General features: G+C 59.7%; 18 protein-coding genes and 1 tRNA gene. 12 read left to right on the top strand and 7 right to left on the bottom strand.

Features of this window, described 5'->3' with window-relative positions; all coding sequences use genetic code 11:
* Positions 1-52: 52 nt before the first annotated feature.
* The 10 genes from HUU46_10000 (at position 53) to priA (ending at position 14,799) form a co-directional block, all read left to right on the top strand.
* The gene (locus HUU46_10000) at positions 53-1,441 is read left to right on the top strand and encodes a hydroxylamine oxidoreductase (protein NUM53963.1); all 1,389 of its coding nucleotides are present in this window, start codon (positions 53-55) and stop codon (positions 1,439-1,441) included.
* Positions 1,438-1,908 carry a hypothetical protein gene (locus HUU46_10005; GenBank protein ID NUM53964.1) on the top strand — a complete coding sequence of 157 codons (471 nt, stop codon included), beginning with the start codon at positions 1,438-1,440 and terminating at the stop codon, positions 1,906-1,908. The genes HUU46_10000 and HUU46_10005 overlap by 4 nt, the downstream gene beginning before the upstream one ends.
* Before the next feature lie 32 nt (positions 1,909-1,940).
* Entirely contained in the window at positions 1,941-3,239 is a 1,299-nt protein-coding gene (gene hcp, locus HUU46_10010) for a hydroxylamine reductase (GenBank protein NUM53965.1), read from the top strand.
* Positions 3,240-3,283: 44 nt separating this feature from the next.
* Complete coding sequence (locus tag HUU46_10015) at positions 3,284-4,837, top strand: alginate export family protein (GenBank protein NUM53966.1); 1,554 nt, start codon at positions 3,284-3,286, stop codon at positions 4,835-4,837.
* 381 nt (positions 4,838-5,218) lie between these two features.
* On the top strand, positions 5,219-5,842 hold the full coding sequence (locus HUU46_10020; GenBank protein ID NUM53967.1) for a MotA/TolQ/ExbB proton channel family protein: 624 nt from the start codon (positions 5,219-5,221) through the stop codon (positions 5,840-5,842).
* On the top strand, positions 5,839-6,267 hold the full coding sequence (locus HUU46_10025; protein ID NUM53968.1) for a biopolymer transporter ExbD: 429 nt from the start codon (positions 5,839-5,841) through the stop codon (positions 6,265-6,267). Before HUU46_10020 ends, HUU46_10025 begins: the two co-directional genes overlap by 4 nt.
* The gene (locus HUU46_10030; GenBank protein NUM53969.1) at positions 6,221-8,596 is read left to right on the top strand and encodes a tetratricopeptide repeat protein; all 2,376 of its coding nucleotides are present in this window, start codon (positions 6,221-6,223) and stop codon (positions 8,594-8,596) included. The genes HUU46_10025 and HUU46_10030 overlap by 47 nt, the downstream gene beginning before the upstream one ends.
* A 3-nt stretch (positions 8,597-8,599) precedes the next feature.
* Positions 8,600-10,387 carry a VWA domain-containing protein gene (locus tag HUU46_10035; GenBank protein NUM53970.1) on the top strand — a complete coding sequence of 596 codons (1,788 nt, stop codon included), beginning with the start codon at positions 8,600-8,602 and terminating at the stop codon, positions 10,385-10,387.
* A 74-nt stretch (positions 10,388-10,461) separates the two neighbouring features.
* Positions 10,462-12,129, top strand: a complete 1,668-nt coding sequence (locus tag HUU46_10040; protein ID NUM53971.1) for a hypothetical protein — start codon at positions 10,462-10,464, stop codon at positions 12,127-12,129.
* A 168-nt stretch (positions 12,130-12,297) separates the two neighbouring features.
* Positions 12,298-14,799, top strand: coding sequence for a primosomal protein N' (gene priA / locus HUU46_10045; protein NUM53972.1), 2,502 nt, complete (start codon positions 12,298-12,300; stop codon positions 14,797-14,799).
* On the opposite strand, the gene tcmP is transcribed toward priA, so the two are convergent.
* The 7 genes from tcmP to HUU46_10080 all read right to left on the bottom strand — a co-directional run bounded on the left by tcmP (position 14,800) and on the right by HUU46_10080 (position 22,164).
* On the bottom strand, positions 14,800-15,891 hold the full coding sequence (gene tcmP, locus HUU46_10050; GenBank protein NUM53973.1) for a three-Cys-motif partner protein TcmP: 1,092 nt from the start codon (positions 15,889-15,891) through the stop codon (positions 14,800-14,802).
* Positions 15,892-15,952: 61 nt separating this feature from the next.
* The gene (locus HUU46_10055; protein NUM53974.1) at positions 15,953-16,705 is read right to left on the bottom strand and encodes a phage Gp37/Gp68 family protein; all 753 of its coding nucleotides are present in this window, start codon (positions 16,703-16,705) and stop codon (positions 15,953-15,955) included.
* A 69-nt stretch (positions 16,706-16,774) separates the two neighbouring features.
* Positions 16,775-17,785, bottom strand: a complete 1,011-nt coding sequence (locus tag HUU46_10060; GenBank protein ID NUM53975.1) for a 2-dehydropantoate 2-reductase — start codon at positions 17,783-17,785, stop codon at positions 16,775-16,777.
* Between the two features lie 7 nt (positions 17,786-17,792).
* Positions 17,793-18,836 (bottom strand): hypothetical protein, encoded by a 1,044-nt coding sequence (locus HUU46_10065; protein NUM53976.1) that lies wholly within the window; start codon positions 18,834-18,836, stop codon positions 17,793-17,795.
* 15 nt (positions 18,837-18,851) lie between these two features.
* A complete protein-coding gene (gene hisS / locus HUU46_10070) occupies positions 18,852-20,306 on the bottom strand; it encodes a histidine--tRNA ligase (GenBank protein ID NUM53977.1) in 1,455 nt (484 codons plus the stop codon).
* Positions 20,307-20,474: 168 nt separating this feature from the next.
* Positions 20,475-20,551: transfer RNA gene (locus tag HUU46_10075), tRNA-His, on the bottom strand.
* Between the two features lie 305 nt (positions 20,552-20,856).
* Positions 20,857-22,164: a Gfo/Idh/MocA family oxidoreductase gene (locus HUU46_10080; protein ID NUM53978.1), complete on the bottom strand. Its 1,308-nt coding sequence runs from the start codon at positions 22,162-22,164 to the stop codon at positions 20,857-20,859.
* A 99-nt stretch (positions 22,165-22,263) separates the two neighbouring features.
* On the opposite strand from HUU46_10080, the gene HUU46_10085 reads away from it, so the two are divergent.
* Both HUU46_10085 and HUU46_10090 read left to right on the top strand, forming a co-directional pair.
* Entirely contained in the window at positions 22,264-23,151 is an 888-nt protein-coding gene (locus HUU46_10085; GenBank protein ID NUM53979.1) for a site-specific DNA-methyltransferase, read from the top strand.
* Positions 23,144-24,112 (top strand): XcyI family restriction endonuclease, encoded by a 969-nt coding sequence (locus HUU46_10090; protein ID NUM53980.1) that lies wholly within the window; start codon positions 23,144-23,146, stop codon positions 24,110-24,112. The genes HUU46_10085 and HUU46_10090 overlap by 8 nt, the downstream gene beginning before the upstream one ends.
* The last annotated feature ends 14 nt before the right edge of the window (positions 24,113-24,126 follow it).

Raw genomic sequence — 24,126 nt, forward strand, 5'->3', positions numbered from 1 at the left:
GCTCGCCGCGCCCGCGGCGCAACCGCAGCCCGCCGTCCCCGGCGCTGGATACATGCTGCCGCAGTTGTCGCCGGAGTCGAAAGCCTGTGCGGAGTGTCACAAGACGCAGAGCCCCGCGATCTACGAGCAGTGGGGAGCGAGCAAACATTTCCGCGGGAACATCGGGTGCATGGAATGCCACCGCGCGAACAAGGACGACGTAGACGCGTGGCTGCACGAGGGGCAGTATATCTCGACGATCGTCAGCCCGCGGGATTGTGCGCGGTGCCACGCGCGCGAGGTCGAGGAGTTCGCCGCGTCGCACCACTCGAAGGGCGCGCGCATCCTCGGGTCACTCGATAACACACTGGCCGAGGTGGTCGAAGGCAACCACGGCATGGTGACGCCCGCGTTTCCCGAGGGTGTGTCTGCCGCCGCGGTGAACGGGTGTTGGCAATGCCACGGCACCGAGGTGAAGGTGCTGCCCGGCGGCAAACTCGACCCCGCGACGTGGCCAAACACCGGCATCGGCCGAATTAACCCCGACGGCTCGGAAGGCTCGTGCTCGGCGTGCCATTCGCGGCACGAGTTCAGCGTCGAACAAGTACGGCAGCCGGAGAACTGTGGCAAGTGCCACATGGGGCCCGATCACCCGCAAATCGAAATTTACAACGAGTCAAAACATGGCATCGCGTTCCGCGCGAACGTCGACAAGATGAACCTTGCCAATCCGAAATGGGTCGTGGGTGAAGACTACAGCGCGGCGCCGACCTGCGCGACGTGCCACATGAGCGCGACGAAGAACATGCCGGTGACGCACGACGTCGGCTTGCGAATCAGTTGGAACAACCGGCCCGCAATTTCGGTCCGCCCCGAAGTGGCGGACGCGAAAATGGGGCTGCCCGGAGCGAACGTTAGCTGGCAGCAGCGGCGCGAGAACATGAAGCAGGTGTGTCTGAGTTGCCACAACGTGAACTTTTTCGACAGCTTCTACAAGCAGTACGACGAGCTGCTCGACTTATACCACGAGAAATTCGCGCAACCGGGTCTGGACCTGATGGCCGCGGCGAAACCGCTTCTGAAACCGGTCGAGTTCTCGAACGAAATTGAGTGGACGTGGTACGAGATTTGGCACCACGAAGGCCGGCGCGCGCGCCATGGTGTTTCGATGATGGGACCGGACATCACGCATTGGCACGGCACGTACGAAGTATCGAAGCACTTCTATACGGAATTCATTCCACAACTAGAGGAAATCATCCACAAAGGCCTCGAATCCGAGGACGCCGCGAAAAAGGAAGCCGCCACGGCGCTTCAAGCCAAGCTCGACGAGGTGCTCAACAGCGACAACCACAAGTGGTACATCAACAAGATGGATCCGGGCGAGGCCGACGCGCGCAAGAAACGCCAGGAAGAATTCAAGGCACGGTACGAACCGAAGAAGGAAGCCGCGGCAAAATGAGCGGCTTCACGGCGGAGGACTTCGCAGTTGACGACGACCTGCACGCGTCGCTGTTGCGTCACGCGCAGGATGCCGCTGCGCGCGCGATAGCAAAGCTCGGCGGTCCGTTGTCGACAGCGAACGTCGCGCGGTTTCTGGTGGATGCCGATTGCCTGAAGCTTTACACGAAAATCGTGTACGACGCCTCGGCGCTCGAGCCGCACCAGTTCGCGCAACCGGTGTTCGAGGGCGGCGCGGCCCATCGCAGTTGCCGATTGGACGTGCACCCGCACTTCGCGGACAGGCCGGAATGTCTGCCGTTCATCGTTGCCTATATGGCTGGCGCAATCAACTACGGTAACGCCGTGACGCTCGATCTCTGCGAGGCGTATGGCGCGGCCTTAATGCGCATGTCGCGCGAGGACTTTTATGCGGCGGTCTGCCGGGTGGCCGACGAACTGCCGCTGGATTTGCTGTTGTCGAAATAAACATGGAAGGGAAAGTTGAAGTAATGGGAAATATGCATTGCGATCAATGTGAGCAAACCGCGCACGGAACGGCGTGTACCGAAATCGGCGTGTGCGGAAAGGACCCGGACATCGAGTCCCTGCAGAAGATTCTGTTGTACGGGTTGAAGGGCATGTGCGCGTACAAACACCACGCGCGCCGCCTGGGAAAAACGGACGAGGAGGTCGAGGCGTTTATCGAAGAGGCGATGTTTGCGACGGTCACGAACGTGAACTTTGACATGGAAAGCCTGCTCGCTCTGGTGCTCGAATGCGGGCGCATGAACTACAAGACGATGGAACTGCTCGATCGCGGGCACGTCGAAATGTTCGGCCAACCGCAGCCCACCGAAGTGATCGAGGGTATTCAGGAAGGACCGGGCATTCTCGTGACGGGCCACGATCTGGTCGACCTGAGGGACATCCTCGAACAGAGTGCGGGCAAGGGTATCAAGGTGTACACGCACGGAGAGATGCTCCCTGCGCACATGTACCCCGGACTAATGAAGTATCCGCACCTCGCGGGACACTACGGCGGGGCATGGCAAAAACAGCGCGTCGAGTTTCGCGCATTTCCCGGCCCGACTGTCGCGACAACGAACTGTGTCCTAATTCCCTGGGCGGGCAACAACTACGCCGATAGGCTGTATACCACGCGAGTGACGGCGGTGCCAGGCGTGACACGCATCAAGACAAACGATTTCTCGCAAGTCATCGCGAAGGCGCTCGAAATCGGGCCACTTACGCCGACGCCGCTGAAGAAGTCTACTGTGGGTTTCCACCACAGCGTCATTCTTGGACTGGCGGACAAGGTCGTCGATGCGGTGAAGACCGGAAAGATTAAGCGCTTCTTCTTAATCGGCGGCTGCGACGGCGCCGAACCGGGCCGGAACTACTTTAGCGAATATGCGCAAGCCCTGCCGAAGGAGTCTGTCATCCTTACGCTTGGCTGCGGCAAGTATCGCATTCGCGACTACGAATATGGCATGGCGGACGGTATCCCGCGCTTTCTGGACATGGGCCAGTGCAACGACGCCTACGGCGCGATTCAGGTCGCGCTCGCGCTGGCGAAGGCGTTCAACTGCGGCGTGAATGATTTGCCGCTGACCCTCGTGATATCTTGGTTCGAACAGAAGGCCGTTGCGGTCCTGCTGACATTGCTTTACCTTGGCATGAAAAATATCACGCTCGGACCTGCGCTGCCGGCATTTGTCACGCCGAACGTGCTGAACGTGCTGGTCGAAAAGTACGGATTGAAGGGGATTGGGGAAAACGCCGTTGAGGACGCGCACGCCGCAATGGCGATCGCGTAGCGACGCGGCGTTCGAGTGGCCTACCGCGGAAGGGGAAAGTGGACATGAAGAAATCATTGGTTGCGTTGGCAGGAATCGTATTGGCGTGCGGCGCGTACGCGGAGCTTCAAAACGTCGATGTCGGCGGGGAAGTGCGTATTCGTGCACGATACTGGACAAACACGTACGAGACGGGCATCAACGGCCCGGGGGAAATCAGGATTCCGAACTTCTTCGTGCCGAAACGGCCCATCGGTCCGTTCGGCGTCGTGAGCCGGTATGACTGGGACGATCGCGATCACGATCTTGATTTCGTCGAACAACGCACTCGGCTGAATGTGAAAGCGGACTTCACAAACGAGGTCGCCGCATTCATCGAACTCGAGTCCTACGACATCTGGGGCGAGGAGTTCCGATCGAACTACATTACCGGCACCGACAACCGCGCGGTGACGGGGAACGACGTCGAGGTTTATCAGTCGTACATAGAGACGAACGAAACGTTCGGCCTGCCCTTGCGCCTGCGCATTGGCCGGCAGGAAATGAAGATGGGCAAGGGTTGGCTCGTGGACGACATCACCACAGCGATTATCGGCCGGTCTTTCGACGCCGTCCGCGCGACATACAGCCTTGACACGGTCGACATTGACGCATGGTTCAGCAAGCTCAACGAGCGCGGGATCGACGAAGAGGACGGTGACACGGACTTCTACGGAATTTACGCGACCTGCCACGCGGTCGATTGGCTGAACGCATCGGTCTATTGGATGTACATCCGCGACGGGCGCAGTCTAAACGACACGAATTTCGTCGCGCCGATCGAGTGGCTCGAGGACCTGTTTGACCTCGACGATTACGATCCAACCAATATGCACACCGTCGGACTGCGCCTTTTCGGCAACTCGACGGGCTTCGATTACGACCTCGAACTTGCATACCAGTTTGGCGATGCCGGAAGCGTCGGGTTCGGCTTCAAACCAACCGGTTTCCTCTACGGCGATGACGATGCGGAGTTTGACGCGTGGGCCGGTGACCTCGAAGTGGGGTACACGATCGACATGGCGTGGAACCCGCGCGTGTACCTCGGCGGCGCGTACTTCGAGGGCGAGGACAACCGCGACCTGAGTTTCATCGAGTGGCTAAACCCGTTCTATCGCGCCGAGGCGAGCGTTTCGTTCAACCGCCTGTTCCCCGGTAAGCCGTACAGCATGATTATGGAAATCGGACAGGACATGTCGAACTTCTGGCAAGTCCGCGGCGGCGTTACCGCGCACCCGACAGAAGCCATCACCGCTGGACTGCAAGTCGCGATGTACGGCGTTGACGAAACGTTCGACTCTCCGGTAACGGTAACCGTCGGCGAGTTCAAGATTCCGGTCGCGCCCGCGCTCAGCTTCTGGACCGAAGAGTCGGATGACGACATCGGCGTGACGACGCACTTGTATCTAAACTATCAGTATTCGGAAGATTTGTTTTTCAAGGTGGGCTGGGAACACCTTTTCACCGGCGACGGGCTTGGAGACGGCAACTTCATTCACCGCTATGGCCTTGAATTCAGCGGCGGTAGCGACGATGACGACGCCGACTACTTCTACTTCGACACTGGTCTGAAGTTCTAACATTCTTCTCGTGCAAGTAATTACCGGACACGGCCCGTGTCCGGTAATTACTCTTTGCAACCTTTTGCCGGGTAAAGGCATAATACGTCCACGGGGTGTCGTGTTCTGGCGCGAACGCGGGCTGCCCTTCGATCAAAGGAGCTTATCCCGATGGACGTTTTCGGGCCGGCAGTTCGTGTGTCTACCAGCCGTCTTGTTCGATTGGCCACCTGCGCATTCATCTGTGCGATGTACCTGGCAAGCCCCGCTTTCGGGCAAGATCCTGCGCCCGCCGATGCGCCTGCTCCCACTGCCACGACGCAACCCGAACCGAGTACGCCCGCCTCTGCGCCGGCCGCGACCGCCGAACCACCGCAGCAGGCCGCTGGTGCCCCTAAAACGATGACGTTATGGGACATGGTGAAGGCTGGCGGGACGGTCATGATCGTCATCATGCTGTTGAGCGTTGCCGCGCTCAGTTTGGTTATTTACTTCATGGTTACGTTGACACCGGCCCGCGAGGTGCCGCTCCAATTCGTCAAACGCGCGCAGGCGCAAATCCGCGCCGGCGATTTGCGAGGCGCGTACCAGATGTGCGAAGACCGCGACGAATTTATCGCGAACGTGTTGCGCGCGGGGCTGCGGATGCACGGGCACGATCGGTACGTGATCCAGGAAGCCATGGAAAGCGAGGGCGAACGCCGCGCGGCGCTACTTTGGCAGCGGATTTCGTATCTGAACAACATCGGCGTGATTGCGCCGATGCTCGGATTGCTCGGCACCGTAACCGGCATGATGGGCGCGTTTGGAGCGATTGCGTATAACGATGCGCAGTCCAAGTCTATTGTTATGGCGTATAACGTCGCACAGGCCTTGGTCACCACCGCCGCGGGCCTGGTCCTCGGTATCATCGCGTTCATCTTCTATTACTATTTGCGCGGTCGCGTGGTTACAATCATTGCGCACGTGGAAGCGCACGCGAGCGAATTCGTGGAACTGCTTACGGGCAAAGGGCCGATCGAATGAAGTTCGGCAAGCATCCCTTCGAGACCGAAGAGGCGATGCAGTTGACTGCCCTGGTTGACATCGTGTTCGTGGTCTTGATCTTTTTCCTCTCGACCCACGTGTACGGCTCTCTCGAAAGCGAAGTGGACGTGCAGTTGCCGACGGCAAGCTCCGCCGTGTCCGGCGAGCGCACGCGCGGCGAGATTTTTATCAATGTGAAGAAGGACGGCAAAATCGTCTTAAACAACCGGGAGGTGACGATTCCCGAATTGCAGGACATTCTCAATCGGGTCGCGGAAAACTTTCCGGGCGGCGCGGTAATTATTCGCGGTGACCGTGAATCGCTGCTTGGAAACGCAATCGCCGTTCTTAACTGTTGCCGAAATGCGGACATTCAAAATGTGTCGTTTGCTGCCTACGCACAAGAGCCTGCCACATCGCCGTGACACGCGGTTGTTTAGTTCGCTCCTAATCGCCGCGGCCGCGCTGTGCCGCGCCGCGCTCGCCGCGGAGGACCCCGAGCAGGGCCAGATCGATTTTGCAAACAGCCTGTTCCGCAGCGACTACTACGACCTCGCCGCGGACGAGTACCGCAAGTACATCGACATGTTTCCGGAAGGAAAGTTCATCGATACAGCCCTGTACCGCCTGGGCGAGAGCGACTATAGCGCGGGCAAACACGAATCCGCGCTCGAAACGTTCGACAAGCTGTTGTCGACACGCGCGGCCGCGCCGGATCGTGGCCGCGCCACGTTGCGCAAGGGTGAGCTGCTCTATCGTCTGAAGCGCTTGGACGAAGCGGCGCCCGTCCTCCAGTCGCTCACGACAAGCGAGTCGCCGCCGGAGCTTCGGGCGGGGGCGCTCTACTACCTCGGCAAACTCGAGTACGACAAGTCGAATTTCGATGCGGCGCTGAATTGCTTCAAAGCGATTGTCGACGAATTGCCGGACAACGCGCTCGCGCCGTTTGCACGGTACCAGCTTGCGTTGGTCCATGTCGCCAGGAAGGATGGTGAGAACGCGGCGCTTCAGTTCTCCGCGGTCGCGGATTCGGACGCTGACGCCGCTTTGAAGGTGGAGTGTGGGTTCCGCGCGGCGGAAGCATACGACTCGATCGGCTGGTACGAGGCGGCGGAAACGCGCTACAAACAGGTGCAGGACCAGTTTCCCGATTCGCCGTATGCGGAACGGTCTGCTTACGGCTACGCGTGGGCGCAGTACCATGCGGGAAGAATTGCCGAAGCCGTCACCAGCGCGAACGCGTATCTCGATAAATACCCGCAGGGGCCCAATTCGGTCGGCATAGAGTACCTTCAAGGCAACTGTGCGCAGCAGCGGGGCCAATACGACGACGCGATCAACGCGTATCGTGCGCTGCTCCAGAAGCACCCCGATTCTCCGTTCGCTGCGCGCGCGCAGTATAAGATCGCGTGGACGCTGTTCCTCGCCGGCAAGCCGGAGGACGCGAAGCAGGAAGTCTCGACTTTTCTCGCGACGTACAAGGACGCCGCGCTGTTGGGCGACGCGGCGTTTCTTCGCGGCACGATTCTGCACTCGGAACAGAAGTTCGAGGAGGCGTATCAGGAGTTCCGCGTAGTCGCCGAGCAATACGCGCAGAGCGAGTTCGCGCCGGAGGCAATGTACAAGATGGGCGAGTGTCTCGCGCAGTTGAACCGCATGGAAGAAGCGGCGAACGTGTTCGCGACGTTTGCGACGACCTATCCCAATCACGCGTTGGTGCAGGAGGCGATTCTGCGTGTGGGCGACGCGAAGTTCCTCGCTGCAAGATTCGCGGACGCCATCGCGGAATACAAGCGCGTACTCGAGAGCGCGCCGGACCCCAAGAAGGAAGAACTCACGCTGTACCGCCTGGCGGTCGCTTATCACAACACGCAGGACTTCAAGTCGAGTGCCGACGCGTTCCGCACCCTGATCGAGAAGTTTCCCGAAACGTCGCACAAAGCGGAAGCCCTCGTGCGCATAGGGTTTCAGCTTCTGGGCGATGGGAAGGACCCGGTGCGCGCCATCGAATCGTTTCAGGCGGCGCAACAGGTGGAGGCGAAGGGGCCGTTTGCGGGGCGCGCGATGCTGGGCCTCGCGCAGGCGCGCTATCAAACGAAAGACCTAGATGGAGCGGCGGATGCGTTTCTGCAGGTTGTCTCCGGCTTTCCCGAGGTGAAGCTGAATGAGCAAACCTACGGCTGGGCTGCGGAACACCTCTTCGGCCAGAAAAAGTGGGAGGACGCGGCGAAGGTGTATGCCGCGCTGCTCAAAGGCGTGCCGGATTACCCGACGCCCGAGCGCGTGAAATTCCGCATCGCGGAATGCAGCGACCGGGCCGGCAACGCCGAGAGGGCCATAGAGCTGTATCAGGGCGTCGTGGACACGGCGCCGTTGAGCAGTTCGGCGGTCGAGGCAAAGTTTCGCATGGCCAAGTTATTCGAGAGCAAGAACGACATCGAAAAAGCGCTTGACTACTACGAGCAGGCGGCTACGACCAACACAGGCGGGACCGCGGCTTCGGCGCGCTTTCGCATCGCCGAACTGCTTGAAGGAAAACAGGAATTCGCGGGGGCGGCAAAGAGTTATTTACAGATACACCTGATGTTTCTCGATCCCGAGCGCGGCCCGGAATCGTTGTGGCGCGCGGGCCAGTGCTTCGAGAAAGCGAGCGATACGACGAACGCGAAACGCGCATACCAAGACCTCGCCAAGGCCTACCCCGATTCCGAGCAGGCCGGCAAGGCCAAGGCGCGCTTGGGCGAGTTGGGCTGAAATATGGACGAGCAACTGAGCCGCAATGCCGTGTTGGCCGGCAGCGTCGCGCTGTCGTTGCTGGTGCACGTCGGCTTGCTCGCGGCATCGCCTAGCGTGTCTTTCTTGGGCAGGGGCATGCCGGAAGGTCTGCGCCCGGATACGATGCGCGTGCGGCTGCTCGACGAATCCGAACTGATGCACCTCGATGCCGCGCCGGGCGCGCCCGGCACCGGCCTTGCCACGCGCCCCGGTTCGGTTATCGATCTGCTGCAGGACGCGCTCGCGCCAATCGATCAAACGGATACCGCGCTTTCGCAAACTATCGACGTGCCAAACCTGGATCAGCGTGTGGCGCAAGACAAACTCGCCTCCCTGGAACCGGCCATTCCAACCGATGTGATCCAACGGCAGCTCGATGCGAAGATTATCGAGATTTCGGAAGATGCCGCGCGCAGGGACGTTCAGGTCGAGCGCCGGCTTGTCGCGCCGAGTTCAACGCGTATCTTGCCGGAAGACGCGCATCCCGTCATTCGCGGTCTGTCTGGACTGGCTACGGACGACGCACTCATGATCGATCCGCTGGCGCTCGGCGGGGGATCCGCGAAGCCCGGCGCCGAATCGGGACCGGGCGATCAGCCTATGGATGAGCCAGACCCCCTCAAACCGTCGCGCGAATCGCCGCTCGCCGATCTTTCGGAGGATGTTCTGCGCGCGCTCCCCGAACTGCCGATGGAAAAGGTTGTGGCGCGGGCCCCGGTCGTGAACGAGATCGTCAGGAACAAGCGCTTCGATTTCATGGACGACACGGTCACGATGCAACTGGAGACGTTTGTGCCGGCGAACGAGCGGGAAGGGTACTTCCGCCTCCAAATCGTACCGAAGGAAGGTGAATCGCTTCCGATTCTTCCAAAGGATGTGACCTTCGCCATCGACGCATCGAGCAGCATCATCCAACGCAAACTCGATCAGGCCGCGCGCGGCGTGCAGCGCAGCATCCAGAACCTGCGCGAGGATGACCGGTTCAACGTCGTCGTTTTTCGCGATACGCCTACTTTGTTCCAGCCCGACCTGATTCCCGCTACCGCGCAGAATAAGAACGCGGCCGCGCAGTTTCTCAAGGGACTCGAATCGCGCGGCAAGACGGACGTGTACGAAGGCATTCGCCCGGTGATCAACCAGACGCCGCGCGCGGGTGTTCCCGGCATCGTATTCGTCGTGTCGGACGGCAAGCCGACCACGGGTATCCTCGATGGACGCACGCTCATCAATTCGCTTACCGATCAGAACAACTCGAAGTACAGCATCTACGCGTTTTCCGGCGGAAACACGGTGAACCAACATTTGCTCGATTTGCTCGCGTATCGCAACAAGGGCGAGTGCGATGTCGTGCCGCAGATCGACGATATGAACCGCAAACTTCCGGATTTCTTCTCGCGCTTGAGCGACCCGATTCTGGTGGATTGCGCCGCGGACTACGGGCGAATCAACGACGCCGGCGTTTTCCCCAGACAAATCCCGGATTTCTACAAGGGGCAAGTTGTCACCGTGTACGGCCGATTTGATCCCAAGCGTGACCGCGAATTTGCGATGCGCCTGACGGGTCTCGCGGGCGATCGCAAGAAGGAGGTCGTGTTCAAAGCCGACCTTACAAAGGCCGCAAAGGGCAATGAGAACATCGCGCGGAACTGGGCATTCCGCAAGATCTACCACCTTATCGGCGAGGCGACGCGCACGGGCGAAACGCCCGAACTGCTCGGCCAAATCCGTGGGTTGGCGCAACAATACGGCATCCGCACGAGTTATGATTAGCGTGTGAGTACGCTTGCGCGATGCAAATCGGATGGAATGCGGCGGCATCGCCTCCGCTTCGGCCTTTTCCCCGCATGAGTCGTACCTGCACGCAGTGGCTACGCGCAATCGCCGATCGCGATCCGGGCCTGTACCACGCATTGGCGCAGTCGTACGGCAATCCAAGCTATGTGTCTGGTCGCGTGGAACTCATCGCCCGTGTGATGAATGCGTTTTCCGCGCGTTTCGGCGATGCGCCTGTCCGCGTGTTTCGGTGTCCGGGCCGCATCAATCTGCGCGGCATGCACGTCGACACGCACGGCGGTTACCTGAATCTCATGACGCACCAGCGCGAATTGGTGATCGTCTCGGCGGCGTCCGATGGACCGCAATCGACATTCGTCAATATCGACCGCCAATTCTCCGAGGTCCTATTCGATGCGCGCGCGTGGACCGGTCGTGAAACATTTCGTGCGTCGTGGTCGCGCTTTATTACGGATGAAGCCGTGCGCCAACACGTTGTGGGGCAGCGCGGCGCATGGGCGAACTACATCGAAGGAAGCGTACTCCGCGCACAACACGAGTGGCGGGCGGAACCGCTTCGCGGCATTCGCGCAGCGGTCGGCAGCGACTTGCCGAGCGGCGCCGCGCTGAGCTCGTCCACGGCGCTTTCGCTCGCGGCGTTCATGAGCGCGTGCGCATGGAACGACAAGTCCGTCGACGCCGCTGCGCTCATTACGATCGCGCAGGACATTGAGTGGTTCGCCGGTGCGCGTATCGGCACCAGCGACCAATCCGGCATGCTGTTGCCCGGCGCAAACGAGGTGGTGAACTTTGCGCCCGCGGCATCGCCCGCGAACGTGGCGCACGTGCGGCGCATGGCGTTTCCCAGGGATTTGGCGGTCCTCGTCATCGATTCACATACCGGCCGCAGCATCAGCGGCGCGCAGCAGATCAACTACACACGGAACCGGTTCGCCTACTCGCTCGCTCTGGAAATCCTTCACCAGGAGATGGCGAAAAGCGGCGTACCGCTCGACCGCCTCGAACGCATGACGCGGCTGAGCGACTTCGCCGCACCCCAGCTCGAACCTCTCGGCGGCGTGCGTGCGTTGTATAGCTGGCTCGCGCGCGTGCCGCAAACCGTTTCGCTGGACGAGTTGCGGACGCGGTACGCGTTGCCGGTCCTCGAAGAAACGTACGAACGGTACTTTGGTCCGGTGCCGGGTCCGGCTCGCCCCACCTCGTTTACGATTCGCGGCCCCCTGTTGTTCGGCCTCGCGGAATCCGAGCGCGCCCGCTTGTTCGTAGACGCGCTGCTGCACGGCGATCACGAGGTGACCGGGTACTACATGACACTCGGGCACGATGGCGATCGCCTGTTCGACGCGATGGGTATGCCATGGTCGCACGACGTGAGCGACGAGGCGCTTCGCCTGCTCGCCGCGCAGCAAACGCCTGTCGCGCGGGTGCCCGGCGCGTATGGCGCGAGCAGCCGCGCGCTCGACGCAATCGTAGACTGCGCCATCCACGCAGGCGCACTCGGCGCGTCGCTCACGGGCGCGGGCATCGCCGGGGCCGTACTTGCCCTGGTTGAGGCCGCCTACGCAGAACGTATCGCGGACGGCATCCGGGCGTACATCGCCAGCGGTGAGTACCGTGGTATCGCGCCAAAAGCGGCAGACCTGGATGAACGATCGCTCCGCGAAAGCGTCGTCGTCAATGCAGCTCCGGGCCCCGCGGGAGAAATCGTCTTTGAATAGGGGACAATTCGACTCATTTGTGCCGCATCATAGTCCTCGTATTGCTCCGTTTTTGCCTTGATGATTCTGGCGTGGTCCATCGCTACGGCACATGCATTCCAAGATCGATTACGATTACGAGCACGAGCACGAGCACGAGCACGAAAGAACATAAACGATTAACGCAAGATGCCCGACCTGTCAAACCCGAAATCCGAAACCCAATCTCCGGTTCCCGATTTCCGCGCATTTGCGCGGGTCGTTCTGCCGCTGCCGCTCGAACAGCCTTTCACCTACGCGGTCCCGAACTCGCTGCGCCACCGCGCCACGGTAGGCATGCGCGCCGTCGTCCCGTTTCAAAAACGTGTCGAAACGGGGACGATAGTCGAACTCGATGCAACGAGTGATGTTGCGAATATTCGGCCGCTGATCGATCTTCCGGACGACACTCCAATCTTTTCCGGCGAGTTGCTTGAACTGTGCAAGTGGATCGCGGAGTACTACTGCTGCTCGTGGGGCGAGGCGCTGCAATCGGCCGTTCCCGCGGGCATTACGATTCGGACCAAGATGAAGTACACGCTCGATCTCGCCCAGATCGCCGCGGGCAGGTTCACAGACAAGCAGCGCAAAATCATTGCCACGCTGCACAGCCGTGGCACGCTGACGGAGAAGCAATTGGCGAAGACGGTTGGATCTACCGCATTGAGCAACACGTTGAAGTCTCTCGTCGCGCGCGGGATTGTCCGCGCGGAACCCCTTGCAGCGGACGCCAGCGTCTCCATTGCCACCGAGACGTGCGTGCGGATCGTCGAAACGGCAATACCGCTGCAGGCGGAATTGGAACGGATGCAGCGCCGCGCGCCGCGCCAGGCAGCGGTCTACCTTGACCTGCTGAACAACGAGCCGGAGCGCGTCGCGAGCGCGTTGTACGAACAGCATGGCATCGATTCGGCGGTGTTGCGGCAACTGGAGCAGCGTGGTCTCGTCGAGCGGTTCGAGCGCGAGTTCTACCGCATGCCCGATCTCCATGCCGACGGACGCGCCGCGCAGAAGCACGTTCTCAATGGCGACCAGGCCGCGGCTTTTCACGCGATCTCCACGGCCATGGAGTCTTCGCAGTTCCAGGCGTTTCTGTTACAGGGCATTACGGGCAGCGGAAAGACCGAGGTATATCTTCAGGCGATCGAGCGCGCGCTGGCGCTGGATCGCACGGCGATAATCCTTGTGCCCGAGATTTCGCTGACGCCGCAGACCGTGGGGCGATTCAAGGCGCGCTTTCAAGCAGACATCGCCGTGCTGCACAGCGGTCTCGGCGCGGGCGAGCGCTACGACGAGTGGCGGCGCGCGCAGCGTGGAGAGGTGCGCATCGTCGTCGGAGCGCGCTCGGCGATTTTTGCGCCGCTGCCGCGGCTCGGAATCATTGTCGTGGACGAGGAACACGACACCTCATACAAGCAGGGCGAGACACCGCGCTACCACGCGCGCGACGTTGCGATCATGCGCGCGAAACTGAACGGCGCGGTGTGCGTGCTCGGGTCGGCGACGCCGTCGATCGAGTCGTATTACAACAGCGAGTCGGGAAAATCCGTGCGCATCGAATTGCGCAAGCGCGCAACGAACGCGCTGCTGCCGGAAGTGGAAGTCGTGGACATGCGCACGGAGAATCGCGAAGCGGGCATGCAGCTCATGATTTCGCGGCGGCTCGAGGAGGCGATAGGAGCGCGCCTGAGCGCCGGCGATCAAGTATTGCTGCTGCTCAATCGCCGCGGTTTTGCGCCGTTTGTGTTGTGTCCAAAGTGCGGGTGGTGCGCGCAGTGCCCGGACTGTTGCGTGACGATGACGTACCACGCGAAGGGCGCGTTCCTGAGTTGCCATTACTGCAACACGCGGCGCGACGTGCCGCAGGTCTGCGACGAGTGCCACTTCAATCCCCTGTTGTATCTCGGCATGGGCACGCAGAAGATCGAAGACTATCTGCAGAAATCGTTCCCCGACGCGCGCATTGCGCGGATGGACGCCGACACGACGAGCGGAAAGGGCGGCCATGCGAAGATTCTGGGGCGGCTGGCCGCGGGCGAGATCGACGTGCTCGTGGGCACGCAGATGATCGCGAAGGGCCACGACTACCCCGGGGTGACCTTGGTCGGCGTGATTCATGCCGACACGGGACTCGGCCTGCCCGATTTTCGCGCCGCGGAAACGACGTTTCAATTGCTGACCCAGGTGGCGGGCCGCGCGGGCCGCGGCGACAAACCCGGCCGTGTGATCATCCAGACGTTTCGCCCGAACCATTACGCGGTGCAGGCCGCCGCGCACCACGACTACGCGGCGTTCTTCGCGCGCGAGATCAAGGAGCGCGAGCGCGCGAAGTATCCGCCATTCCGCCGCATGGCGAACATCATGATCGAGTGCGAAGACCCGGAACTCGCAGAGCATTGCGCCGGTATTCTCCACCGTCTCGCGCGCGAACACATCGTGTCGCTCGGATTCGAGGGCCTCGAAACGCTCGGTCCCTCCCCCGCCACCATCCGGCGCGTGAAAAAGCTCTACCGCTGGAACCTCGGTCTGCTCTCCCGAAGCCCCAAACGCCTCAATACCCTCTGTCGAGCGGTGAGAGACGCCTATACGCAGAATTCGATAACGGCGAAGACGAAATTGAAGATCGATTTGGATCCGTACGGGATGTATTAGCTAAACGAATCGAATCCGCGTGCCCGGCGTGTACGCAAACTTTCTACGACGAGTCTTCTCATCTACGAGAATCGTCCCTTCACTTTCCATAGGCCTTAAGGTTTTCACCTTCAAATGTCCAGAGTGATAGTCCGTCTCATCGGAACGCACGAAATTCTCAATTTCTTCAATCTTTACCCATCCCGAATTACGAAATCGACCGGATAGCTCATTCATAAGAGGTACGAAGTCGACAGTCTCAAGGCCGAGCGTCAGTTGTTCGGTATGGTAGCCATGAAATGCGAAGTCACCGTCTGGAGCAACCTTCCACATTGCCTGTTTCATTTTGTCACAGCCGGTGAGATCCTGTGTGCCAAAAAAGAGTGCGTAGAACAGTCTGCCTCCTTTGAACAAGTTGAATCGCAGGACATAGCGAGCTCCGGCAGCTCTCAACTGTTTCTCGTAAACATCAAAGAGAATTCGATCTCGTCGCGCCGGATCAATCTCTTCTAGCGCTTGCCGCCAGTTGGCACAACCATATAACTCGTCGAGTTTATGCTCAAACGAGTACGTTGACTTGAATCGGTTGATGTACTCGTACATATATGTTATCAGTACTTCCGAACGTGGATTCTTGAAGATTCGTCGCACGACACTCATGGGCGTGCCCGATACGCCGAAGGGGTCTATCATTACGAACGCCGGATCGAGCGCCGTACTCTGCTTTTCCAAATCATCCATAACGCTGGTTAAGTGCTCGTCGAATGCTCCTGGAATGACCTGCAAGCCACAGTTGGGCGGGAGTGACTCCTTCCACCGCTCACAAAGCGATTTGAGATGTTCCGCTGACGTGGAATCTGCTTCGATGAATCGGAATTGTACGTGGCTGCGCAACATACGGCGAGGGCTGTTTAATAACGAGCGCATCGCGATTATCGGAGATCCATCTTCTTCTCCACTGTATTTTCCTGGACCAGCAAAACCATCGATGAACAATACTCGCTTGTTTGATGACGCCATAATTGGCCACCAAGCGGCGAGGTAATTCTCGAGCACTAAATGCTTGCCCTTGGTGTGCGGTTCTATGGGCCACAAGACGTCCCGTTTCGCCATTCTCTACTCTTTCTTCTATTGACAGATTCCAATTCGCACACAAAAAGCCGATTCTGCAATTTCAAGAAAATGTGAACGCGAGGCGACGTTCACCGAGTTGCTTACGCGCCGATGGCATATCATCCCATTCCCTTCCGTCAAGGGTGCGCCCGTTTCGGCTCTTTTGGGTACCTCCCCATTGCTTAAAGAAGAAGGGCACATTTTGACTCTCACACTTGTCACGAATTTCGCGCACCCAACCAGCTTGCATCGGTCGCGCCATTGGACCCGATTCACCCCCGACGATCACCCAATGCATTCCACGAAGAGGCAAATTCGGTAGCGGCCCGATCAATGGCTCCAACGACAAGAACCGGACTTTCGCGGGAATTTCCCGCAGGTGCTTGATGCGCGAAAGAACACGCTCGTCTTCCACGCTCGTGCCCATCCAAATATTGGGTGTCCACTTGAATCGCGGAGCATATTCACCCGCAATCTCCGGCCGCTTCGTAAGAATCTGAAACGTATGATGCGGGCACTGATTCATCACGTCGAAGACTTGCTGAATAAATTCGAGCGGAACGTTTTCGTGAAATAAATCGCTCATCGAGTTCACGAAGATGCATTTTGGTTGGCGCCACTTCAGTGGAAGTTCCAAGGCCTGCGGTTGCAGCGTGAGCTTAAACCCATTCTGGTATTGCGGCACGCCCATCGCCTTTAGCCGCTTGGCCATACGCTCGGCATAGCAGTGCTTGCACCCCGCACTGACCTTTGTACAGCCGGTTACGGGGTTCCACGTAGCCTCGGTCCACTCTATTGATGAGCCTTGTGCCATTGGTTACTTCCTTATTTCACTATACTGAAAATATGTTCCGTTGTCAACGCCTGTGCATGGATCCTATGTTCATGGAAGCTCAGCGATGTTCTTCTTGGCGATTGTACGCTTTCCATCCTCAATTTCCTTGATCATCCGCGTCAATGCCGCATTGACAGGCGTTGGGATGCCGACCTTCTTTCCCATAGCGCAGACGTAGCCGTTTAGAAAATCGACCTCGGTTTTTCGGCCACGTTCGAGGCTTTGGAGCGTGGAGGAGCGGGCGCTTTTGTATTTGCGGCCGAGCATGCGGGCGATGAAGTCTTTCGCGTAGCGCGTGAGGAAGCCGGCGTTTTTCGGGAGGTAGAGCAGCTTGGGGTTGGCGGCGATGCGTTCGAGCGTGAAGCCGTGGGCCTCGGCGGTGTCAACGACTTCGCTGTAGGTGCGCAGGAAGATGCGGCGGATCCGCGGGTCGGCGAGCATTTCGCCGAGGGTTTCGCCGGTGAGCGCGCCGACGCTGTTGACGGTGCAATTGATCGCGAGCTTGCTCCACAACACGCCGCGCATGTTGGTCGAAAGCGTGACCGGACCGCAGTGGCGCAGCGCTTCCGCAACAGCCCTCACGCGCGGCGTGACGGTCCCATCCAGTTCTCCCACGAAGGTATCGCCCGGCGTGGTGCGCTCGTATTCGCCGGGCCGATGCATGATTGCGTTCCAGCCGATACTGGCGCTGACGACGCGCTCGATGCCGATGGCGCCGCCGACGGCGTCTTCGACGATTCCGTTCTGAAACGTGACGACATACCCGTCGGGCGGGAGAAACTTGGCGGTTTCCGTTGCGGCTTCCACGACGCCGAGCGCTTTCATAATCAGGTACGCGGCGTCGAACGGGCCCTTCGCTTCGGCGAGCGTCGTGTAAACATCGGCCTGAACAGTAAACGACCCATCGGGCAATTTCACCCGCAGGCCGTTTGCGCGGATCGCTTCGGTGATCTCCGCGTTGTTCGTGACGAGTGCCGGGCGCAACCCCGCATCGATGAGCGTGCCCGCGATGATGCCGCCGATTCCGCCGATGCCCTGTATTACGATGCGGCCGCTCATCGCCCGCTCACAGGTCGATCACGTCGAGTCCCGGTATGGACGATTCGAGCGGAATCGTTTCGATATGCGTTGCGCCAAGTTTCGCGAGTTCGTAGCGCGCCTTTGCGATGGGCAATACCTTGTCCGTCGCGTCGAGCTTGATCGTGAACTCGGTGAAGTGGACGCCCTCTTTCATGGTCGGTTCGTCGCCGAACAGATGGTTATCGCGAAGATACGCGAGCAGCTTGTCGACATCGCCCTTCTTGGCATTGAACGTCAAGAGCACCTTGTTTTCGGCGTAGATCGACCCGTACAAATTGAGCAGAAACATCCGCGCGAGGTCGAGTTTCGCGGGGTCGGTGAGCAAAGCCGGATTCGCCCAGATACCGGCTTCGGATTGCATTACTTCGTCGACGATGTGGAGCCCGTAGTTGGCGATGGCGCCGCCGGTCTGCGTGATTTCGAGTCCGAAATCGACGGAGCCCTGTTTCACCTTCGTCTCGGTTTTGCCCCAGCTTTCGTAAATGACGATGCCGGATTCGTTGCGCGGGGGTGTCTTGTACTTTTGCACGGAGAAGGCATTGTGCGATTCGCCAAAACCCAATTGGGCCGCCTTCGACTGGAACCATTCGAGCGCGAGGTAGGGCAACTCCGACACGGCGGATACAAGTTTTTTCTTCGAGAGCAACTCTTTCAGCCACGCGTCGCATTTATCGACTTTTGAGTCCGCGATGACGACGATCCGCACTTCGCCGCGCTGGAGCGAGAGGATCTTCTTCAAGGCAATCGCGGAGCCGTATTCGTATTGGTATTCGAGAGAACGTTCGCGAATCCAATCGTCGCCGCCGATGGCGAGGTCCACTTCCCCGAGGGCGAGCTGCGCGCCGAATTCCTGCGGGCGTCCGTCCCAACCCACAAGGAACGGCGTGAGCGTGAACGAGCTTGGTCCGCCTTTGTCGTAGCCCTTTGTCGGAAACCCGGCATGCTTCAGCAGCGCGATGAGGCTGCCGCCGCGGTTGGGGTCCGCGAGGGAGCCCGCGGGGAGACCGATTTTCAATGTGGGCGATGTCATCACGTTGTCCTGTGTCTACTCGCCGTACTGCGCGAGGACGTCCCGCACGGTTGCGATTAGTTCCGCACGCGGGACGGTGCGCTGCGCGACGCGGCCGGCCTTGCGGAACTCTTCGTTCGACTGTATGTCCTTACGCTTTTCCTTGCCCAAGCGCAGGTCTTTCACCGCGACGGTGTTGTTTGCCAATTCGTCAGGTCCGAGAATCACGGCGACGGGGATGCTGCGCCCGCCCGCGTACGACATGCGCGCGCCGAGGCCCGCGTTTTCCGCGCCCATGTAGACTTCCGTCGCAATGCCAGCGGCACGGAGTTCCGATGCGACTCGCAACAGTTCGGATTCCGGCGTGCCGGGGAACGAGACGACCATGACTTTCGTTGTGGCAATATTCGCGTCAAGTTTTCCAAGGCGCGTTAGCGCATCGATGAACCGATCCAGTCCGATCGATGCGCCGGTGGACGGAATGCTCGCGTCCATAAAGCGTTCGACGAGGCCGTCGTAGCGCCCGCCGCCCATGACAGAACCGCACTCGGGGGCGCCGGGCAATTCGGCTTCGAACACGGGGCCGGTGTAGTAATCGAGCCCGCGCGCGAGGGTCGGGTCGAACACGGCGTCGGTTTCCGGAATGCCCAAGCCCGAGAGGCACTCCGCGAGCGTCGTCATTTCGGCCAATGCGCCATCGCGCAGCTCGGACGCGGGCAACGCTTTGCGCATCGCTTCGATCGTCGTTAGCCGATCGGATACCGGCAACGAAATGAACTCCACCAACCGATCGATCGTTTTCGGGTCGAGCTTCACGCCCGGAATAGGATCGCCCGAATCGTCGATGCGGCCCGGCCCGAGTTCGCGGCGGACGTTGTCGATGCCGACCTTGCGCAGTTTGTCGACCACGCGCAGGATGTGTTTGTGCGTCGCGATGTTCTCGACGCCACAACCGTAAAGCAGTGCATCCACAATCTTGCGGTTGTTGATGCGCACGCGGAATTCGCCGGAGGCGAGGCCGACGGCGCGCATCGCCTCGCACATCGTTGCGACGATTTCGGCGTCGACCGCGATGGAGGAAGACCCCGCCGCGTCAATGTCGAATTGCGTGAATTGGCGGTAGCGCCCCGGGCCGGGTTTGTCCGCACGAAATACAGGACCGATGTGGTACCGTCGGAACGGCAATTTCACCTGGTCGCGGTACTGCGCGAGGATGCGCGCGAACGGTACCGTCAGATCGAACCGCATCGCGACCGCTTCCCCTTCGGGGCTTTCGAGGCGGAATAGTTCCTTGTTCGTTTCCTCACCGCCGGTACCGAGCAGCGTTTCGAGGTGTTCGAGAATCGGCGTGTCGATCTGGACAAAGCCGAAGCGCTCATACACCCGCTTGATGCAATCGACGACGCGGTCCCGCGCCGCCATGTCGGCGGGCAGATAGTCGCGGAAGCCTTTTAAGGTTTCGGGCGTGACGAGTTTGTTGTCCAGGTCCATAAGCCTATAGCCGCCAACGCATCGACGGGTGTTCAAGGTCACAAACTGTGACCTTAAATGGGCATGCGATGTCATGCCCAATTTCCAGAGCGCCACCGCCCACGCTTCTTGAAGCCACAATTTGTGACGTCAAACAGGGTTGCGGCCCGCGAATCTCCCCAAAAAGAATGGTACCGGGAAAGGGGCTCGAACCCTTGACCTCTGGATCCACAATCCAGCGCTCTAACCAACTGAGCTATCCCGGCACTAACGGGAGATCATATCAAGCAGCGGGCGGCGAATTCTAGCGCCCCCGGATGGTGAAAGCGATATGCGCCAAGCGGGGCAGCGCGGTGACGCATCGCCGCACAAGGCGCTTCGCGCAAGTTCTCACGTCTCTCATCTGTGTTCGATCGCTTCTACTCTATAAGGCCAGCGTGTTGCACTTTGTCCGTCGCGAATTAAGCCATATTCGGTTGATGAGATCGAATCCCATTTTTGCGAAACGAGGGTCATTTAAGTGACATATTATGCGCATTTCGCAAATACGGAGAATCCTAACACCCATCGGCTATCCCAAGGTCCAGCCTGTTCGGTAGGGCGGGTCGATAAAGCGGTTTGCGTCGGCCAGGTTCGTGATTCGCTTTGAAGCCGTATCCCACTCGACCGGGCCATTGGCGCGCATAGAGACGTTGCCAAGGAGAACGACCTCGGTGAAAGGGGCGGCATAGTCGAAGTTCGAGATGGCCGTTGCTTCGCCCTTGCATGCGGCAATCCAGTTGCGGTGGTGCTCCGAGACCTCGCGGTCGTTGCGGGCCATGGCGTCCCACTGTGCTTGTTGCTCGGCAGACAAGAATTTTGGGCCGTTGCCGTAGGTGCCGACGGTGATGGCGCCCTTCTCGCCGATGAGGAGGGAGCCGCCGTCGTTGTCGCCGAGGCGGAAGTCCGGCGCGAGGCCGCCGGGGCGCGGGGGCATCTTGCCACCGTCGGACCAGGTGAGTTTGACGGGCGGCATGTCGCCGCGGGCGGGGAACTCAAAAGTGATGATGGACCAGAGGGGGCCGGTTTCGTTGTTCACGCCGGAGGTTTCGGCGCTGATTCGCGCCGGGGCACCAAGTTTGAGGCTGGTGTAGGGCGGGTCGAGAATGTGACAGCCCATGTCGCCCATGGCACAGCAGCCGAAATCCCACCAGCCGCGCCATTTGTGCGGCAGGTAGGCGGGGTGGTAGGGGCGTTCGGGCGCGGCTCCGAGCCAGACGTCCCAATTGAGCGTCGCCGGCACGGGCGGAGTGTCGGCGGGGCGGTCCAGGCCTTGCGGCCAAGTAGGGCGATTGGTCCAGCACTGCACTTCGCGGACCGGGCCAATAATGCCGGAGGCGATCATGTCGCACAGTCGCCACACGCCCGTGCCGGAATGGCCCTGATTGCCCATCTGGGTGACGACCTTGTACTGGCGCGCGGTGGCGGCAAGTTTGTGCGCTTCGGCAACGCTGTGCGCCATGGGCTTCTGCACGTACACGTGCTTGCCGAGTTGCATCGCCGAGGTGGCGACGAAGGTGTGCATGTGATCGGGAATCGATACGACGACGGCGTCGATGTCTTTCTGTTTGTCGAGCATGACACGGTAGTCGTTGTATTTCGGGACGGCCGCCAGCGCTTCGAGCGCGTAGGCGCGCGTTGCGCTTTCCGCATCGACGTCGCACATGGCGACGATGTTTTCGTGCATGACGGAGCGCAGATCGGCGTAGCCTTGTCCGCCGACGCCGACGCAGGCGATGTTGAGTTTGTCGTTTGCAGAGACTTTGCGCGTGGCGGGAACAGCTTGCGGCGCGCCGCCCGTTGCGCAGCCGGCGACGGCGGCGGCGGAGATGCCGAGCATGGATCGGCGGGTGATTTTGGACATGGACACTGCCTCCATGGAGAAGTTCTCTTTGGTTTTATGATACTGTTTTGCGGAAGAGGAGACTACAATTTCCCGATGTTTAAGCTGAAGGTTGGTACCTCCGCGGATGCAGCCCTTATGCGTTCCACGAATTTTGACAGCAAGTTGATCATTGGCGATTCCTTGCACGTGTTAAGGCGCTTTCGCGCGGACTATTTTCAGTGCTGCGTCACAAGTCCACCATACTGGGGGCTCCGAGACTACGAGATTGACGGTCAAGTTGGCGCCGAGAGCGATGTCACGGACTACGTCAAACACCTCGTGGACGTGTTTCGCGAGGTTAGGCGCACACTTCGGGAAGATGGCACGTTTTGGCTGAACGTGGGGGATTCGTACACAAGTGGCAATCGCACGTGGCGCGACACCGACAAAAAGAACCCCGCGAGGGCAATGAACTATCGGCCCCCAACCCCAAAGGGCCTTAAGCCTAAGGACCTTATTGGCGTACCTTGGCGCGTTGCCTTGGCGTTGCAGGAGGACGGATGGTTTTTACGCGCGGACAACATCTGGTACAAGCCCAACTGTCAGCCTGAGTCTGTCAAGGACCGTCCGACACGCGCACACGAGTATTTATTCCTTTTTAGCAAGTCCGAGCACTACTACTACGATTCCGACTCCATCCGTGAACCGGCAAACGGATCGGGCCAATTGAAGAACAAGAGAACGGTATGGGTCTGCAACACCGAGCCGTACCATGGGGCGCACTTCGCGACGTTTCCGAGGCAGCTCGTAACGCCATGTGTCAAAGCGAGCACGCGGCGCGGTGACCTGGTTTTGGACCCATTCATGGGTTCAGGCACGTTGGGTGAGGTTTGTGCGACCGAAGGTCGCCGGTTCGTGGGAATCGAACTGAATCCGGATTACGCCGGCCTGGCAGTCGCCCGGATATCGGGGTTGGACGCGAAATTGCTCCGGTATGCCTGACTCGGAGACACTGCGGCCGTTACTCCAAGTCGGCTTCTACGACCGGCTTAAAGGCATCCGAGACCGGTTCCTGCACGAGGCGCTGGGGCGGGCCATCAAGCAGGTCAACATACCAGATCTCGACCGCGAGTTGTCGCGTTTCGCTTCGCGAAAACCGCTGAACGTCCTTGCGCAGGCGGGTGTGCGCGGGGAGGTTTTTTATCCAGTACCTTTACTTCTCCGAGCCGATCCGTTCCTGTTGGGCTATTACCGCCTGCTCTTCGGGTTCTCCCAAAAAGAGTTCTACCAAGGCCGACATTTTGGGCCGTACAGAGGCATGGAGGAACTCGGCAAAATATCTCCGGGAATCGTCGAAAGGATTCCGGAACTTTGCGGCCGTTGCGGGAAGATCGCGGACGAACTTGTGCTTGGGATCGACGACCATTCGATTTCCACAGTACGCGAACTCCAGATTCTAACGCTTGGACCGCAAATGCGTGGGGGCCGGAACACCAAACTCGGACGGGACGCGACTCAGGAGGTCTACGAACTCCTCGACCGTCTTCTCGGAAGGTACATCCGGGAAAAGACGAAACACTCATACCTTATTGTAAACGATTCCAGACGCAAGGTATCGATCGAATTCAAATCGGACCCCGACATTCGCATCACGGAACGTTTGCCAAGCAGCGAACGTTTGTTAGTTTCAATCGAGATCAAAGGAGGAGCGGATTTCTCAAACATACACAATCGTCTCGGAGAGGCGGAAAAGAGCCACCAGAAGGCGCGTTCGCTTGGATCGAACGAATGTTGGACAATCCATCGGGTGAAGATCTCGCCCAAGAAAGCTCGCGAGGCTAGCCCTACGACAACAGCATTCTTCAACTTGAACGCAATACAAATTCCGGATTCGGATCAGGGCGTCGAGTTTCGCGAGAAACTGGCGTCCGTCTTGAGCATACGTATTCCGAAGGGCGTGTAGGGAAACAATAGGGG

Source organism: Candidatus Hydrogenedentota bacterium (assembly GCA_013359265.1).
Classification (GTDB): Bacteria; Hydrogenedentota; Hydrogenedentia; order Hydrogenedentales; family SLHB01; genus JABWCD01.

Excerpts from the sequence above, each read along its gene's own strand:
- HUU46_10065 (NUM53976.1), bottom strand. The coding sequence starts at position 18,836 with ATGACATCGCCCACATTGAAAATCGGTCTCCCCGCGGGCTCCCTCGCG.
- priA (NUM53972.1), top strand. The coding sequence starts at position 12,298 with ATGCCCGACCTGTCAAACCCGAAATCCGAAACCCAATCTCCGGTTCCC.
- HUU46_10025 (NUM53968.1), top strand. The coding sequence starts at position 5,839 with ATGAAGTTCGGCAAGCATCCCTTCGAGACCGAAGAGGCGATGCAGTTG.
- HUU46_10060 (NUM53975.1), bottom strand. The coding sequence starts at position 17,785 with ATGAGCGGCCGCATCGTAATACAGGGCATCGGCGGAATCGGCGGCATC.
- HUU46_10015 (NUM53966.1), top strand. The coding sequence starts at position 3,284 with ATGAAGAAATCATTGGTTGCGTTGGCAGGAATCGTATTGGCGTGCGGC.
- HUU46_10080 (NUM53978.1), bottom strand. The coding sequence starts at position 22,164 with ATGCTCGGCATCTCCGCCGCCGCCGTCGCCGGCTGCGCAACGGGCGGC.
- hisS (NUM53977.1), bottom strand. The coding sequence starts at position 20,306 with ATGGACCTGGACAACAAACTCGTCACGCCCGAAACCTTAAAAGGCTTC.
- HUU46_10000 (NUM53963.1), top strand. The coding sequence starts at position 53 with ATGCTGCCGCAGTTGTCGCCGGAGTCGAAAGCCTGTGCGGAGTGTCAC.
- HUU46_10085 (NUM53979.1), top strand. The coding sequence starts at position 22,264 with ATGTTTAAGCTGAAGGTTGGTACCTCCGCGGATGCAGCCCTTATGCGT.
- HUU46_10055 (NUM53974.1), bottom strand. The coding sequence starts at position 16,705 with ATGGCACAAGGCTCATCAATAGAGTGGACCGAGGCTACGTGGAACCCC.
- tcmP (NUM53973.1), bottom strand. The coding sequence starts at position 15,891 with ATGGCGAAACGGGACGTCTTGTGGCCCATAGAACCGCACACCAAGGGC.
- hcp (NUM53965.1), top strand. The coding sequence starts at position 1,941 with ATGCATTGCGATCAATGTGAGCAAACCGCGCACGGAACGGCGTGTACC.
- HUU46_10020 (NUM53967.1), top strand. The coding sequence starts at position 5,219 with ATGACGTTATGGGACATGGTGAAGGCTGGCGGGACGGTCATGATCGTC.
- HUU46_10030 (NUM53969.1), top strand. The coding sequence starts at position 6,221 with ATGTGTCGTTTGCTGCCTACGCACAAGAGCCTGCCACATCGCCGTGAC.
- HUU46_10035 (NUM53970.1), top strand. The coding sequence starts at position 8,600 with ATGGACGAGCAACTGAGCCGCAATGCCGTGTTGGCCGGCAGCGTCGCG.
- HUU46_10090 (NUM53980.1), top strand. The coding sequence starts at position 23,144 with ATGCCTGACTCGGAGACACTGCGGCCGTTACTCCAAGTCGGCTTCTAC.
- HUU46_10040 (NUM53971.1), top strand. The coding sequence starts at position 10,462 with ATGAGTCGTACCTGCACGCAGTGGCTACGCGCAATCGCCGATCGCGAT.
- HUU46_10005 (NUM53964.1), top strand. The coding sequence starts at position 1,438 with ATGAGCGGCTTCACGGCGGAGGACTTCGCAGTTGACGACGACCTGCAC.